Below are 15,934 nucleotides of genomic sequence, written 5' to 3' on the forward strand. Positions count from 1 at the left end.
GCCAGTGCACCCCGGTGGGGAGGGTCAGCGCAGGTGGGAGCTGTCGTTGAGCAGCCGCAGCGAGGCGTTGCCGTCCGCGTAGTACTGGACGGCGCAGATCGAGGCGGCGGACAGCTCCATCCGGTACATCGAGTCCGGCGGGGCGCCGAGCGCCAGCCGGACCAGGGTCTTGATCGGGCTGACGTGCGAGACCACCAGCACCGTCTTCCCCGCGTACCGGGCGAGGATCTTGTCCCGGGCGACGCCCGCCCGGTGGGTGAGGGTGGTGAAGCTCTCGGCGCTGCCGGTCGGCTTGGCCTTGGCCGAGCCCAGCCAGGCCGACAGGTCGTCCGGGTACCGCTCCTGCACCTCGGCGAAGGTCAGGCCCTCCCAGTCGCCGAAGTCGACCTCGCGCAGCCCGTCCTCGTACCGGACCTCCAGGCCGAGCCGGGCGGCGACGATCTCGGCGGTCTGCCGGGTGCGGCGCATCGGGGAGGCGACGACCGCCTGGATGCTGCCGCGCGCGGCCAGCGCCTCGGCGGCCCGCTCGGCCTGCCAGCGGCCCTTCTCGGACAGCTCGGGGTCGGTGCCGCCGCTGCCGGAGAAGCGCTTCTCCGGGGTGAGCGGGGTCTCGCCGTGGCGCAGCAGGACGAAGGTGGTCGGGGTGCCGAGGTCGGCGGGGGCGGCCCAGCCGGCCTTGGGGGCGGGGGGCTTCGGCAGCGGCTCCTCGACCGCGGCCGCGGCCGCGGCTACGGGCCTGGGCTCCCACTGGCGGCCGTCGCGGCCGGCGTCCATCGCCTCGTTGGCCAGCTTGTCGGCGTCCTTGTTCTTCTCGCGCGGGATCCAGGTGTAGCTGACCCGGCCGCGCGGGAAGACCGTGCGCGCCTCGGCGGCGAGCGGCTGCATGTCGGGGTGCTTGATCTTCCAGCGCCCGGACATCTGCTCGACGACCAGCTTGGAGTCCATCCGGACGTCCACGGAGGCGTCCGGGTCGAGCTCGCGGGCCGCCTTGAGCCCGGCGATCAGGCCCCTGTACTCGGCCACGTTGTTGGTGGCGTGGCCGATGAACTCGGCGGCCTCGGCGACGAGCTGCCCGGTGTCGGCGTCCCGGACCACCGCGCCGTAGCCGGCCGGCCCCGGGTTGCCCCGGGACCCGCCGTCCGCTTCGACGATGAAGCGCGCCGCCACCGGATCAGACGCCCGAGTCGGCGGTGCGGACCAGGATCCGCCCGCAGTTCTCGCAGCGGACCACCTTGTCGGCCGGCTCGGCCTTGATGGCGTTCACCTCGGTGATCGAGAACTCGGTGCGGCAGCCCTCGCAGCGGCGCTGGTAGAGCCGGGCCGCGCCGACGCCGCCCTGGGTCTCGCGCAGCTTGGCGTACACCTTCAGCAGGTCGGCCGGGATGACGGCGGCGACGGTCTCGCGGTCGCGCTTGACCTTGTCGGCCTCGCCGTCGATCTCGGCGAAGGCGGCGTCGCGGCGGCCCTCGGCCTCGGTGAGGACGACGGTGGAGTGCTCCAGGCGGGCAGACAGCTCCTCGACCCGGGTGTTGGCGCTCTCCTGGCGCTCCATGATCTCCAGCACGACCTCCTCGAGGTCGGCCTGGCGCTTGGCCAGCGAGCCGATCTCGTGCTGGAGGTTCTCCAGGTCCTTCGGCGAGGTGATCGCGCCGGAGTCCAGGCGCTGCTGGTTGCGGGCGGCCCGGGCGCGGACCTGCTCGACGTCCTGCTCGGCCTTGGTCAGCTCGCGGGCGGTGTCGCCCTTCTGGGCCTCGGCGGCGACGACGAGGTCCTTGAGCGCGGTGTGGTCGGCGGTGGCCTTGTCGATCTCGGCGTGCTCGGGCAGGCTCCGACGCCGGTGGGCCAGCTGGTCGAGCTTCGAGTCGAAGGCCTGGAGGTCGAGCAGGCGGATCTGGTCGGCGGGCGCGGCGTTCAAGGGGAAAGCTCCTGTGAATCGGGTCAGGCGGTGAAGGACATGGGGGCGTGCGCGGTCCACGGGTCGGTGACCCGGTCGGAGACCTTGGTCTCCACGGCCCAGCCGTGCTGGTCGGCGACGGCCCGCAGGGCGCGCTCGGCCAGGCCGAGCCAGGGCCACTCGGTGGCCCAGTGGGCGGCGTCGACCAGCGCGACCGGCGCGGCCTCGGTGGCCTCGGAGGCCGGGTGGTGGCGCAGGTCGGCGGTCACGTAGGCGTCCACGCCGGCCGCCCGTACGTCGGCGAAGAAGCTGTCGCCCGAGCCGCCGCACACCGCCACCCGGCTGATCAGCCGGTCCGGGTCGCCGGAGACGCGCACGCCGGTGGCGGTCGCGGGCAGGCCGGCGGCGACCTGCGCGGCGAAGGCCGACAGCGTCAGCGGGGGCTCCAGCTCGCCGATCCGGCCGGTGCCGCGACGGCCCAGCGGGTCGGTCCGGTCCGGCACCAGCGGGCCGGTGACCCGCAGGCCGACGGCCTCGGCCAGCGCGTCCGAGACACCGGGGTCGGCGTGGTCGGCGTTGGTGTGGGCGACGTGCAGCGCGATGCCGTTGGTGATCAGGCTGTGCACCACCCGGCCCTTGAAGGTGGTCGCGGCGACGCTGGTGGTGCCGCGCAGGTACAGGGGGTGGTGGGTGACCACCAGGTCGGCGCCCCACTCCACGGCCTCGTCGACGACCGCCTGGACGGGGTCGACGGCGAAGAGCACGCGGCGGACCTCGGTCTGAGGGTCCCCGCAGACCAGGCCGACGGCGTCCCAGGACTCCGCCCACTGCGGGGGGTAGACCTCTTCGAGCGCGGTGATGACGTCGGACAGTTTCGGCACCTGTCGAGACTACCGTGCGCGCGGGGCCGCCCGGGCCTCGGCCGTTCGGGGGACGGGGGCGGGCGTTGCCGTGGGCGGCGGCGGCAGGCGTTCGGACGTGGGTGCCGTCGGCGTACGGATGCGCGTCAACCTGCAGCTGGGGCGCGTGTCGGCGCCCACGCGCGGCGCACGCGCCCGCACGCCGTGCGCCCGTTACTCACAGCAGTGTTCTCGTACGAATTCGAAACCGCCCCCTGATCACCCTTACGAGTGAAGTGACCGGCTCTGCGTTGAGGGTTCGGTTTTCTCGAAACTAACTTCAGTCCTGCGAACGGGAGTTGCCCCGGCTGCCCCGACCGAACGGTCCTCGACCGAACGGACGGAGGCCCGATTGAGGACTCCCGTCCCGGAGCGGGACTCCCGCTCCTCCCGAGGAAACCGATCAGGCCGGGCCGTCGCGCCGCGGATGCCGAGCAGGGGCATCCGCGGCCCGGGCGGCCACGACGAAGGGGTGTGGCGACGGATGAGGGCGAACACATCCCTTCGTACGGCCGGGGGCCGGGGATCGGCGGGCCACGGACCGGATGCGGCCGGTGCGTGGCCGGAGGCGACGCGGACGGCCCTGACCGAGGCCGGGGGCCGGGGAGACGACGGCGACTGGGACGTCACCGTCGGGGGCTTCTGGTGCACGGCCAGGCCGTCCGCGTCCGCACCGTTACCGGCGCAGGGGTGGAAGCTCCACGTCAGCGCCGCCTCGATGGTCGGCGGGGAGGTGCTCGCGGCGGTGGCCCGGGTGCTCGCCGCGGACCCGTGCAGCTTCAAGTTCGCCGCCGCCGAGGAACGGCTGCGCGAACTCAACTCCCGCAACAGCGACCGCGGTTCAGCGGGCAAGTTCATCACCGTCTACCCGGCGGACGACGCGCAGTTCCAGCGGCTGGCGGCCGCACTGGACCGGGTGACGGCCGGGCTGCCCGGGCCGGTGGTGCTCTCCGACCGGCCGTACCGGCCCGGCAGCCGGGTGCACTACCGCTACGGCGTGTTCGCGGCCCGGGCGGAGCTCGGCAACGACGGGGAGTACCGCTCGGTGCTGCGCGGGCCCGGCGGGGAACGGGCCGAGGACGTGCGCGGGGGGTCGTACCGGGCGCCGGGGTGGGCGCGGGATCCGTTCGCCGCGCCCGCTGTGCCTGTCGTTCCCTCTGAGCCCGGCGCTCCCGTCGCCCCGGGGCGGCACAAGGGCGGGGTGCTGCTGGCCGGGCGGTACGCGGTGACCGCCGCCGTCCGGCACGGAGCCAAGGGCGGGGTGTTCCTCGGGCGCGAGGCGGCGAGCGGCGCTGAGGTCGTGGTCAAGCAGGCCCGCGCACACATCGAGGTCGACCGCGCCGGAACCGACGCCCGCGACGCGCTGCGCCACGAAGCCGCCCTGCTGGCCCGGCTGGACGGGCAGGGGCTGGTGCCGCGCGCCGTCGAACTGATCGAACAGGACGACTCCGTCTTCCTGGTGCAGGAACGAATCGCCGGGCAGCCGCTCGGCTCCTGGGTCGCCGCCCGGCTACGGCGCGACGGCAGCCCGGACGTCGACTGGGCCGAGGCCGGACCCGTGGTGCACGGGCTGCTCGACCTGGTCGAGCGGGTGCACGGCCAGGGGCTGGTGCTGCGCGACCTCTCCCCCGGCAACGTGATGGTCCGGCCGGACGGCAGCCTGCGGCTGATCGACCTCGAACTCGCCGCCGAGACCGGCCGCCGGGCCGGCAGCGCCGGCACCCCCGGCTACCGCGCCCCCGAACAAGGACGACTCGCCCTCGCGGGCTCCTGCACCGCCGACCCGGCCGTCGACCTGTACGCCCTCGGCGGGCTGCTCTTCCTGCTCGCCACCGGGCACGACCCGCTGCTGCCGGAGGACCTCCCGCGGGCCCGCCCGGTCGCCGAGCGCCTCGGCCGCTGGCTCGCCCTCGCGGCCCGCTCCGGGGCGACGGCGCGGCGGCTGGCACCGGTGGTGCTGGGGCTGCGGGCGGAGGAACCGGAGCTGCGCTGGAGCGTGGCGCGGGCCCGGGAGGCGCTGGGCGGCTCTGCCCGTCGGCCGGAGTCCGAGCCGGCCGTGGTGGTCGCTCCGCTGTGGCAGGCCGCTGTTGCGCCGGGCGCGGGCACCGGCCGGACCGAGGCGGGCACCGACGGCCCGCTCCTCGATCGGCTGCTGCACGACGGCCTGCGGCACCTTGCCGCCACCGCGACGCCGGAGCGGTCCGACCGGCTGTGGCCCGTGGTGCCCGCCGGGGAGCGGACGGATCCCTGCAATGTGCAGCACGGCGCCGCGGGCGTGCTCGCCGTACTGGCGCGGGCGGTTACGACGGAGGGGCTGCCGGCCGAGGTGCGGGCGGAGGCCGCGCGGACCGCCCGTACCGCCGCGGCCTGGATCGAGCGGCGGGTCGCCGTCGAACCGGTGGTGCTGCCCGGGCTGCACTTCGGACGGTCGGGGACGGCGTGGGCGCTGCTGGACGCCGCCCGTGCGCTGGGCGACCCGGCGGCGGCCGAGCGGGCCGCCGTACTCGCCCGGCGGATCGCCGTCGAGTGGCCCAACCCCGACGTGTGCCACGGCGCGGCGGGGGCCGGCCTCGCCCAACTCCGCTTCGCCGACGAGGTCTTCGACGAGGCTTGCGGCCAGGCTTGCGACGAGGTTTCCGACGAGGTTCTCCGCGAGAGCCACGGCTTCGCCGAGCGGGCCGACCGCTGCGCCCGCGCCCTGCTCGGCGCCGCCCGGCGGGAACCGTACGGGACGGTCTGGCCGGTGCCCGCCGACTTCGACTCGGCGCTCGCCGGGATCACCCACCTCGGCTTCGCGCACGGCGTGGCGGGCGTGGGCGCCTTCCTCCTCGCCGCCGCCGGGGCGACCGGCGACCGCGCCCTGCGGGAGGCCTGCACGGCGGCCGCCGTCGAGGCGGGGCGGACGCTCGGCGCGACCGCGCGGTGGAGCGGAGACGGCAGCGACAGCGGTGGCGCCAGCGGTGGCGATACCGCTCAGGCCTGCGCCTGGTGGCCGCAGAGCGCGGCCGACCCCGGGCACATCCGGCTCTCGCACTGGTGCAGCGGATCGTCCGGCGCGGGCAGTTTCCTGCTGCGACTGTGGCGGGCCACCGGCGACGCCGAGGCGCTGCGCCTCGGCCGGGCCGCCGGCCGGGCCGTACTGGCCGGGCGCTGGCACAGCGGCGTGAGCGCCTGCCACGGACTGGCCGGCGACGGCGAGTACCTGCTGGACCTCGCCGAGGCCACGGACGATCGCGAATTCCGCTCCGGGGCCCATGAGTTGGCACGGTTGATCGCGGCCCGGGCCGCCCTGCGCGACGGCCTGCTGGTCCTGCCCGACGAGACCGGGACGGGCTGCGCCGCCGCCTACGGCACCGGCACCGCAGGGCCGTTGGCCTTCCTGCTCCGGCTCCGCCACGGCGGCCCCAGGCTCTGGCTGGACCCGGCCGCCCCCTCCCGCCGCCAACTCCCGTGCGGAACCGACGGGGTGAGCGAGGCATGAACACGGCCACCCGCACCACCACCCGGGCGCTGCGCCGGCTGAGCTTCTCCTTCGCCGCCGACGGCAGCCACGCGGCCTGCCTGGCCGCGGCCGCCGACAGCGGCTGGTACGTGGAGAGTTGGCGGCTCCCGTCGGACGGCTCCCCGGCCGTGCCCGCCGCGCTGCCGCTGACCGGCAACCGGTCGGAGCAGCTGCGCTCGCAGCTGGTCGCGCTGCCCGACGGCTCGGTCCTGATCTGCCGGCACGACGGCGAACGGCACGACCTGGTCCGCCTCTCGTACGGCGAGAACGGCACCGTGGAACAGCAGTTGGCCACGCTCCGGATGCCCGGCCTGCGCCTGCTGCCGCTCCCGGTGCCGCCCGGCGCGGACCCGCGCACCCCGGTGGCGATCGCCCTGGGCACGGACACCCGTCCGGCGACCACCGCCTGGCTGGTCCGGGCGGACGGCAGCGAACCCGTCCAGGTCGCCGAGATCCCCGGCCTGCACGGCGGCGGCGCCTGGCTGGACCACGCGGGCACGCTGCTCGCGCTGGACCGGGTGGCCGACGGGCTGGTCCGCAGCGTGGTGCTGGACCTGCGCAGCGGCACCACCACCCCGCTGCTGGAGATCGGCGAGCACAGCAACGACCGGCTGGTGCTGTTCGACCCCGACAGCCGCTTCGCGATGGTGCGCAGCGACGCACCCGGCACCGACCGGCTCGGCTGGGGCGTGCTGGGCGGCGGGCAGCCGCTGCGGTTCCCCGAATGCCTGCACGTCACGGGCATGTTCCTGCGCCCGGTGGCGCTGCGGCAGGCCGCGGACGGCCCCCGGGTCGCGGTCCAGATCGACCACGGCGCCGGGTCGGCGCTCGCCCTGTGGCGACCCGCCGTCGGACGGCTGGACCCGCTGCCGGTGCCGCCCGGGCGGCTCGGCGCGGTCGGGCACTGGGACGCGGCGGGGCTGCGGATCCCGTACTCCTCGCCCGACCACCCCGCGGCGCTGGCCACACTCGACGTGGACGCCCTGCTGGCACACGGCCCGGCACCCGCCGAGACGGCCCCGATCCCGCTGCCGCTCCAACTCGCCCCCCTCGGCTCGGGCCTGCCCGGACCGTGGCGGGACACCGTACTGCCCTGGCAGCCCGGCGCACCGCGCCCCATCCGCACCCCACCGGCCGGCTGGCGCCTGGACGGCAGCACCCAGCCCGGCGACGGCAACCGCTGGCATCCCGCACAGAGCCTCGAACTCGCGGGCCCGGCAGGACCGTTGGAGGCCCTGGTGTACGGCGGTGACGCCTGGCTGAGCAGCCCGCACCTGGTGCTGGCCCTGCACGGCGGACCCGCGGACGCCTGGCGGCTGGAGTTCGACCCGGCGCTGCAGCGGATGGCCGCCGAAGGCCTGGCCGTGGTCGCGCCCAACCAGCGCGGCTCCACCGGCTACGGGGTGCCGCACGCGCTGGCCATCCGGGGCGCCTGGGGCGGGCCCGACCTCGACGACGTGCTGTACCTGCTGGACGGCATCGCCGGGCAACGCGCGGCGCTCGGCCTGGAACCGCCCGCCCTGTTCGGGGTCAGCTACGGCGCCTTCCTGGCACTGCTGGCGGCCGCGCACGCGCCGGCCGAGCAGGTCGCCCGCTGCGCGGTGGTCGCGCCGTTCCTGTCCGGCGCCCGACTGCTCGCCGAAGCGGCGCCCCCCGTACGGGCGTTGACCACCCGGCTGGGCGGCGGCGAGCCGATCCTGGACGCCCGCGGCCCGCGCGACGTGCTCCAGCTCGCGCACCGGCTGAGCGCGCCGCTGCTGGTCGTGCACGGCAACCGGGACGAGGTCGTCCCGGTCAGCCAATCCCGTTCGCTGCGGCACGAGTTGCTGCGGATCGGCCGGGTCGAGGGGGCGGACTTCCGGTACGTGGAGGCGGCCGGCTCCGGACACGAGGTGCTCGCCGAGGAGGGCGCCGCCGTGCTGCACGAACTGCTGGCCGCGTTCCTGCGGACCGGCCGGCCGGGCTGATCCCGCCCGGCCGCTCACAGACTCCCGGGCCCGTCGAGGCCCGGGGCACCAACCCCGGTGCGGCGGATGGAGGCCGCCCGGGGATCAACACCCGACGCCCGCAGGCAGATCGCGGCGGGCGCACCCCAAGGGGAGGACCCGATCATGGAGAACATGGTGGACTTCGAGACCGACCTCGTGGCGCTGCAGGACCTGCCGGAGACCGAGTCCGTCGAGCTGACCGGCCACGGCAGCGGCTGCCAGTACACCTGTCTCATCCTGACCTGCCTGATCTTCACCAACAGCTGATCCATCGGCTGAGGCATCGGCTGATCCATCGGCTGAGGCATCGGCTGAGGCATCGGCTGATCAGGAGTGACCCATGGGTGCCGCCCTCGCCTGTCCGGACAGGCGAGGGCGGCACCCGGCTTCTTGCACCCGTACTTCCAACTCAGCGACGGGAGAGCTGATTTGCCCCGCCGACCCACCGGATGGACCCTCGCGCTCGGCATCGCCCTGCCGGTCGAGGCCGCCACCACCCTCGCGCTGCCCGCCGTCCTCGCCGGGGCCGTCGACACCGTCCTCGCCCACCGGAGCGGGGCCGCCCTCGCCCTACCCGCCCTCCTACTCCTCACGGCCGCCGTCGCCAACGCCACCGCCGCGGCCGCCGCCCCGGCCTGCTCCGCCGAGGCCACCGCCGCCCTGCGCGGGCGCCTGCTCCACCACCTGTTCGCCCTCGGCCCCGGCGGCCGCCTGCACGGCGGCCCACCGCCCGGCGACCTCGCCGCCCGACTCCTCGGCTCGGCGGGCGACGCGGGCGGCCGGCTCCCCGCCGCCCTCGGCGCGGCCACCGCACTGCTCACCTCGATCGGCGCGATCCTCGGACTCGCCGTGTTGTCGCCATGGCTGGCCCTCGCGTTCTTCGCCGGCGTGGTGCCCGGCGTGGTGCTGATCCGGCTCTTCCTACGCCAGGCCGGACCGGTGTTCGCCCGCTACCAGGAGGTGCAGGCCGACCTCGCCGCCCGGCTCAGCGGCGCCCTCACCGGACTGCGCAGCATCCACGCGGCGCGCGCCGAACACCGCGAAGCCGCGCGGGTACTGGCCCCGCTCCCGGAACTCTCCGCGGCCGGACACGCGCTCTGGGCCGCCCAGCGGCGCACCGCCTGGCAGGCCACCCTGCTGATCGCCCTGGTCGAGGTCGCGGTGCTCACCACCGCCGGGGCCCTGCTCGCCGACGGCGCCCTCGCCCCCGGCGCGCTCGCCGCGGCGGCGGGCTGGGCGGCGCTCGGCGCGGGACTCTTCGAGCAGGTCGAGTCCCTGGTCGGGGTCGCCCACGCGCGTGCCGGTCAGGCCCGGGTCGACGAACTCCTGGCCCTCGCCCCGGCCCCGGCCGGCACGGCGGCCCTCCCGGCGGGCGGGCCCGGTGAGGTCACCCTGCGGGGCGTGATGGTGCGCGACGGCGAACGGGTGCTGCTCGGCCCGCTCGACCTCACCGTCCCCGGCGGCCGTACGGTCGCCCTGGTCGGACGCTCCGGCTCCGGCAAATCCCTGCTCGCCGCACTGCCCGGACGGCTGCGCGACCCCGATGAGGGGACCGTACTGATCGACGGCGTCCCGGTGAGCACCCTGTCCCCCGCCGACCTGCGGGACGCGGTCGGCTACGCCTTCGCCCGGCCCGACCTGGTCGGCCGCACCGTCCGCGACGCACTCGCCGGAGCGGGACCGGCCGAAGCCGCGGCCGCCTGCGCGGACGGCTTCCTGGCCCGGCTCCCCCGCGGCTGGGACACCCCGCTGGACGAGCTCCACCTCTCCGGCGGCGAACTCCAACGCCTCGGCCTCGCCCGGCTGCTGGCCCGCCCCACCCGCGTCGTCATCCTCGACGACGCCACCTCCGGCCTGGACCTCGCCACCGAGTACCAGGTCACCGAGGCCCTCGACCGCGCCACCCACGGCCGCACCCGACTGGTCATCGCCCACCGCACCACCGTCGCCGCCCGCGCCGACCTCGTCGCCTGGCTGGACGGGGGCCACCTCCGCGCCCTCGCCCCCCACACCCAACTCCTCACCCACCCCGACTACCGCGCCGCCCTCTCGACCACCACCCTCCAAGCAGCGACGGCATGACCCACCCCAAACCCCAGAAGTCGGCCCGGCTTGCTTCTCGCGCAGGACCGGGCCGTCACCGCCGACACAGGAAGGGTGCGAGCCCGACAACCTCGCACTCCACCAGAAGTCGGCCCGATCGACTTCTGGTGCAGGGGGCAGGCCGCCCGGGCACTTTGCCGAACGCTCTGCCCCTTCCCACAGCTGCGCGGGAAGTCGGCCCGGCCGACTTCCCGCGCAGGGAGTCCCCAGCAGGCCTCCACACCATGGGGGTGCCGCGCCGTGCCGAGACCGAGCGGGGCGCACCGCCGAGGAGCCCCGCTGAACCCTCCCGCTGCCCCGCGACCGCGGCCCGTCATCACGCGGCCGCACCGGAAGTCGGCCCGCTCGACTTCCTGCGCGCAACGCCTCCCGCGCCGATCGCGCAGGGCCGGGCCGTCACCGCCAGCACAGGAAAGGCACCCACCCGACAACCACGCACCACAACGGGCGCTGCACCAAAAGTCGGCCCGATCGACTTCTGGCGCAGGGGGGGCGGGCCACAGGGGCGCTCTGCCGAACGCTCTACCCCTTTGCCGCAACTGCGCGAGAAGTCGGCCCGACCGACTTCTCGCGCACACCGCTTAGCCGTACATGGGAAGCCGGCCCGGCCGACTTCCCATCCTCCCGGAAAGCCAACTGGATCGACTTCCATGCGACTCACTTCGAACCACGCCAGCACCAACGCCAGCGCCGACACGGAAAGTCGGCGGGGCCGACTTTCCGTGCAACCGCCGAACCGGGCGGGCCACCGTGCGAGGGGGCGGCGACGGGGACCGGGCGAGAGGGCGCCCGGGCGGGGGTTGGTGCGGCCGGTGCGGGGAGCGTTGGTGGGGGTGCTCGCGTGGTGCGGGGTGGAGGTGTCGGCACCCAAGGGTCGGCGGCGGGCGCTGGGTGCGGGGTTGTTGGCGCGGCTGGTGCGGGGAGCATGGGTAGCGCTGGTGGGGGTGCTCGCGTGGTGCGGGGTGGGGGTGTCGGCGCCCAGGGGCCATCGTGCGAGGGGTCAGGGGCTGGGTGCGGGGGCGCCGGGGGTGTTGGGGCGGGTCGGGGTGGGGTGGGGGCTGTGGGTGGGGGAGGTGCGGGGGACGCGGGCGGCGTTGGTGGGGTTGCTCGTGTGGTCGGGGGTGGAGGCCGTGCCGCCGTTGGTGTCCGGGTTGTTCGTGTCGGCCGCGGTCGATCAGGGGTTCCTGGCCGGGCGGCCGGGGGTCGGGGTGGCCTGGTTGGGTGGGTTCGGGGCGGCGATGGGGGTCCGGGCGTACGCGGCGCGGGCCGGGTTCCCGTACCTCGCGGGGGTGGTGGAGCCGTTGCGGGACGCCTTGGTCGAGCGGGTGGTCCGCGGTGCGCTGGCGCGGCCGGCGGCGGACCCGGCCGCGGTCGCCCGGTTGACCGAACAGGTCGAGTCCGCACGGCAGTTGACCGCGACGCTGCTCCGCACGCTGCGCGGGGTGGGGGTGACGCTGGTCGCCGCGCTGGTCGGGCTGGCGCTGCTGGCACCGGTGGTGCTGCCGCTGGTGCTGGTGCCGCTGCTGGCGGCCGGGCTGCTGTTCGTGCGGCTGCTGCGGCCGATGGCGGCCGGGCGGCAGGCCGTCGTGCTGGCCGAGGAGCGGCTCGCCGCCGAGGCCGGGCGCGCACTGCGCGGGCTGCGCGATGTGCAGGCGACGGGCTCCGGGGAGGCGGTGGCCCGGGCGCTGACCGGGGCCGCGTGGGAGAGCGCCGCAGCCTCCCGCGCGTTGGGCCGGGCGTCGGCCCTGCGGGCGCTGGTGGTGGCGCTCGGCGGGCGGCTGCCGGTCCTGGCCGTCCTGGCGGCGGCCCCGTGGCTGCTGGCGCGCAACGCGCTGACGGCGGGTGAGCTGCTCGGTGTCGCCACCTATCTGCTCCAGCAACTCGACCCGGCGGTACGGACGTTGGCGGGCACGGTCGGCGGCTGGCTGCTCAACCTCGCCGTGGTGCTGGACCGCCTGGCCGCGGCAGCCACCACAACCGTCACAACCGCCGACACCGGCGGCGCACCCCCCGGCGTTCCGCTCGGCGAGGTGCGGCTGACCGGGCTGCGCTACGCCCACGCCCCCGGTGCCACGCCCGTGCTGGACGGGGTGGACGCGGCGTTCCGCCCCGGGGAGCACGTGGCGGTGGTGGGGCCGAGCGGGGTGGGGAAGTCGACGTTGGCGGGGCTGCTCGCGGGCTTGGCGACACCGACCGCCGGGGCCGTGCTGGTGGGCGGCGGCACGCGCGGGGTGGTGCTGCTGCCGCAGGAGGCGTACGTGTTCCCGGGCTCGGTGTGGGAGAACCTGACCTGGCTGGCCCCGGGCGCGTCCGAGCCCGAGGTCGTGGAGGCCGTCGGCCGGCTGGGGGCGGACGGGGTGGTGGCGCGGCTGGGCGGGCTGGCCGGACCGCTGCGCGATCCGGGTGAACTGTCGGCCGGCGAGCGCCAGTTGCTGGCGCTGGTGCGGACGTACCTGGCGGCTTCGCCGGTGGTGGTGCTGGACGAGGCGACCTGCCACCTGGAGCCGGCCGCGGAGGAGCGGGTGGAGCGGGCGTTCGCCGAGCGGCCGGGGACGCTGGTGGTGGTCGCACACCGGATCAGTTCGGCGCTGCGGGCGGACCGGGTGCTGTTGCTGGACGGCGGTCGCGGGGTGCTGGCCCGGCACGGCGACCTCCAGGTGCTGTCGCCGTTCTACCGCGAACTCGTCGGTCACTGGTTGGGTTCGACGACGGCCCCCGGGGCCGCGGGCGGGGCGGGACTCGCCTCATGAGGTCGATAGGATCTCGTCCGTCCCGGCCGTTATGGTGGCCGGGGCACGGGCCGCGATCACCGGCTGTGGGCGCGTACCGAGCGCCCGATCGGGGACCCGACCGTGTGCCGCAGGCGCCGGACGGGCGCCGATGACCTGCACCCTCGCACGGAAGACGATTTCTCATGTCCGACACCCTCACCGACACCACCGGCCCCGCGGTCAACGGGTCCGACGCCGACGAGAAGACGGCCGAGGACACCTCGCACGGTCGCCACCGCGGCGGCTCGGCCGACAACGACACCCCCGGGGCGGACCCGCACGGTCGCCACCGCGCGGCCGGCGCCCGGGGCTGATCCGACCAGCACGCCGACACACCCCGCGAGGGCCCGCCGAGGACACTCCCCGGCGGGCCCTCGCACGTCACCCGGCGGACCCTCACACGTCACCCCCCGCTTCGGGGCGAGGCGTCAGGCGTCCAGCGAGACCACCGTCCGCAGCGCCTCGCCGCTGCGCATCTGGGCGATCGCCCGGTTCACGTCGGCCAGCCCGACCCGGTGGGTGATCATCCCGTCGAGGTCGATCCGCCCGGCCCGCCAGAGGTCCACGACGAGTCCGATCGTGCGGGCGACCGGCGCCCCGCCGTACAGCGAGGGCAGCAGCCGCTTCTCGTTGAAGAACAGCTCCCCCATGGTGAATTGGGCGAGGTCGTCCTGCGCGCCCGCGCCGATGACGACGACGGCGCCGCCGCGCCGGGCCGCGTCGTAGCCGGCCCGGACGGTGGCCGCGCGGCCGACCGCTTCGAAGACGTAGTCGAAGCCGCCGCCGGCCAACCCCTTGGCGAACGGCTTGAGTTCCTCGGGGGCGATGGCCTCGGTGGCCCCGAAGGCGAGGGCCCGTTCGCGGCGCGAGGCGACCGGGTCGACGACGGTGATCCGGGCGGCGCCGCAGACCCGGGCGCCCTGGACGGTGGCCACGCCGACGCCGCCCGCGCCGATCACCGCGACCGAGGAACCGGGCTCGACCCGCGCGGTGTTGACGGCGGCACCGATGCCGGTGGTCACGCCGCAGCCGATCAGGGCGGCGGCCTCGTACGGGAGGTCGGCGGGCACCTTGATCACCGCGTCGGCGGTGACCACCACCTCCTCGGCGAAGGCGCCGGTGCCGTAGAAGCCGGAGGCCTCGGTGCCGTCGTCGGCGAGCCGGAAGCCGGGGGCGCCGAGCCGCCGCAGGCTGGCGATGCACAGGTGGCCGCGGCCGTGCTCGCAGTGGGCGCAGCGTCCGCAGGGGGCCATCCAGCAGAGCACCACGCGGTCGCCGACGGCGATGCCGGTGACGCCTTCGCCGACCTCGACAACGTCCCCGGCGCCCTCGTGCCCGGGGACGAACGGCGCGGGCTGCGGCAGGACGCCGCTCATCGCGGAGAGGTCCGAGTGACACAGGCTGGCGGCGCGCATCCGGACCCGTACGGTGCCCGGGCCGAAGCCGAGCGCCGTGACGTCCTCGCGGACGTCGAGGGTGTCCTGGCCGGTCTTGTGCAGGACGGCTGCGCGCATGGGGCTGCTCCCGGGGTGCCGCGGGTCAAGGGTCGGGGCGATTCTGGCACGGCCGCCGGTCACCGACTAGAACGCGTTCCAGAACGGCGCGGGGGCGGCGGGCAGGCAGCGCGGTCACAAGACGAACAGCCCCTCTGCCGGCGCCCCCACCGCGCGCACGGACTGGCTGCTGGCCTCCGCCGCGGCCGGGGTGATCCACCTGGTCACCGTCGGCACCTTCGCCCTGGCGCTCTGGCTGCTGATCGCCGGAACCGTCGTGCAGCGCTGCATCGGCGCGGTGGTGCTGGTGATCGCCGTGGCGCTGCGGCCCCGGCTGGGCCGGGTGCCGAAGGGCGAGAACGTGCTCGACCGCGCCGGGGCGCCCGCCCTGTACGGGCTGGCGGACAAGGTGGCCGCCGAGGTCGGCGCCCGCCCGGTGGACGTCATCCGGATCACCGACGAGTTCAACGCCTCGTACGGGCTGGTCGGGCTGCGCCGCCGGTCGGTCCTGCGGATCGGGCTGCCGCTCTGGGAGGTGCTGGACGAGCGGCAGCGGATCGCGCTGCTCGGCCACGAGTTCGGCCACCACGTCAACGGGGACCACCGGCGCTCCTTCTGGCTGTACAGCGCGACCTCGGCACTCTGGGCCTGGTTCGACATGGCCCGCCCCGGCCACGACGGGCACGTCGCGGGCTGGGACGATGTCTCGCTGCTGGTGCGGCTCGGTACGGCCCTCGGCCGGCTGGTGCTCCGGGGCGTCGCCTGGGTGCTGTACCAGGGCCTGGTGCTGTTCGACCGGCTCACCTCCCGGGCCGGCCAGCAGGCCGAGTACCACTCGGACACCCTCGCCGTCCGGGTGGCCGGCGGCGAGGCGGCCCGGGGCATGCTCTCGGCGCTGCTGCTCTTCAGCTCGGTGGACACCGCGATCCACCGGATCCGGGCCGAGGAGCGCGGACGGCCCCGGGTCGGCCGCGCCCGGAACCGCCGGGCCGCGGACGCCCCCGCACCGTCCGCCCCGGAGCTGCTCTGGGAGCGGGTGCGCGAGCACGTCGCCGCCGTCCCCGCCGCCGAGCACGAGCGGCTGCTGCGGCTCAGCGCCCGCGACCGGTGCGCCGTGGACGGCTCGCACCCGCCGACCCACCTGCGGATCGCGCTGGCCGAGCGCGCCGGGGACGGGGGCGGGGGCGCGACCGTCACCGCCACCGCCGCCGAGACCGCGGCGATCGCCGCCGAGCTGGCCCCGTACCGTGCCCGGATCGCCGCCGACCTCCTGGCGGGCTGACG

11 protein-coding genes are annotated in these 15,934 nt (G+C 76.0%); 7 read left to right on the top strand and 4 right to left on the bottom strand.

Going from position 1 to position 15,934, the window contains the following annotated elements:
* Positions 1-24: 24 nt before the first annotated feature.
* From ACFVXG_RS16015 to ACFVXG_RS16025, 3 genes are read right to left on the bottom strand one after another with little or no spacing between them, the layout of a single operon-like run.
* Positions 25-1,167 (bottom strand): bifunctional RNase H/acid phosphatase, encoded by a 1,143-nt coding sequence (locus ACFVXG_RS16015; protein WP_387927950.1) that lies wholly within the window; start codon positions 1,165-1,167, stop codon positions 25-27.
* A gap of 4 nt (positions 1,168-1,171) precedes the next feature.
* The gene (locus ACFVXG_RS16020; protein ID WP_387927951.1) at positions 1,172-1,915 is read right to left on the bottom strand and encodes a zinc ribbon domain-containing protein; all 744 of its coding nucleotides are present in this window, start codon (positions 1,913-1,915) and stop codon (positions 1,172-1,174) included.
* A gap of 23 nt (positions 1,916-1,938) precedes the next feature.
* Positions 1,939-2,775: a Nif3-like dinuclear metal center hexameric protein gene (locus ACFVXG_RS16025; RefSeq protein ID WP_387927952.1), complete on the bottom strand. Its 837-nt coding sequence runs from the start codon at positions 2,773-2,775 to the stop codon at positions 1,939-1,941.
* A 502-nt stretch (positions 2,776-3,277) separates the two neighbouring features.
* Between ACFVXG_RS16025 and lanL the strand changes: the two genes are divergently transcribed.
* The 6 genes from lanL to ACFVXG_RS16055 all read left to right on the top strand — a co-directional run bounded on the left by lanL (position 3,278) and on the right by ACFVXG_RS16055 (position 13,471).
* Positions 3,278-6,274 (top strand): class IV lanthionine synthetase LanL, encoded by a 2,997-nt coding sequence (lanL, locus tag ACFVXG_RS16030; RefSeq protein WP_387927954.1) that lies wholly within the window; start codon positions 3,278-3,280, stop codon positions 6,272-6,274.
* Positions 6,271-8,262: an alpha/beta fold hydrolase gene (locus ACFVXG_RS16035; RefSeq protein ID WP_387927956.1), complete on the top strand. Its 1,992-nt coding sequence runs from the start codon at positions 6,271-6,273 to the stop codon at positions 8,260-8,262. Before lanL ends, ACFVXG_RS16035 begins: the two co-directional genes overlap by 4 nt.
* Positions 8,263-8,406: 144 nt before the next feature.
* Positions 8,407-8,550: a VenA family class IV lanthipeptide gene (locus ACFVXG_RS16040; RefSeq protein WP_387927958.1), complete on the top strand. Its 144-nt coding sequence runs from the start codon at positions 8,407-8,409 to the stop codon at positions 8,548-8,550.
* Positions 8,551-8,712: 162 nt separating this feature from the next.
* Positions 8,713-10,365: an ATP-binding cassette domain-containing protein gene (locus ACFVXG_RS16045; RefSeq protein WP_387927959.1), complete on the top strand. Its 1,653-nt coding sequence runs from the start codon at positions 8,713-8,715 to the stop codon at positions 10,363-10,365.
* A 1,118-nt stretch (positions 10,366-11,483) separates the two neighbouring features.
* The gene (locus tag ACFVXG_RS16050) at positions 11,484-13,136 is read left to right on the top strand and encodes an ATP-binding cassette domain-containing protein (protein ID WP_387927961.1); all 1,653 of its coding nucleotides are present in this window, start codon (positions 11,484-11,486) and stop codon (positions 13,134-13,136) included.
* 164 nt (positions 13,137-13,300) lie between these two features.
* Positions 13,301-13,471: a hypothetical protein gene (locus ACFVXG_RS16055; RefSeq protein WP_387927963.1), complete on the top strand. Its 171-nt coding sequence runs from the start codon at positions 13,301-13,303 to the stop codon at positions 13,469-13,471.
* A gap of 114 nt (positions 13,472-13,585) precedes the next feature.
* On the opposite strand, the gene ACFVXG_RS16060 is transcribed toward ACFVXG_RS16055, so the two are convergent.
* Entirely contained in the window at positions 13,586-14,671 is a 1,086-nt protein-coding gene (locus ACFVXG_RS16060; protein ID WP_387927965.1) for an alcohol dehydrogenase catalytic domain-containing protein, read from the bottom strand.
* 190 nt (positions 14,672-14,861) lie between these two features.
* On the opposite strand from ACFVXG_RS16060, the gene ACFVXG_RS16065 reads away from it, so the two are divergent.
* The gene (locus ACFVXG_RS16065; protein WP_387927967.1) at positions 14,862-15,932 is read left to right on the top strand and encodes a M48 family metalloprotease; all 1,071 of its coding nucleotides are present in this window, start codon (positions 14,862-14,864) and stop codon (positions 15,930-15,932) included.
* The last annotated feature ends 2 nt before the right edge of the window (positions 15,933-15,934 follow it).

The sequence above is a fragment of the Kitasatospora sp. NPDC058162 genome (assembly GCF_042884005.1).
Taxonomy (GTDB): domain Bacteria; phylum Actinomycetota; class Actinomycetes; order Streptomycetales; family Streptomycetaceae; genus Kitasatospora.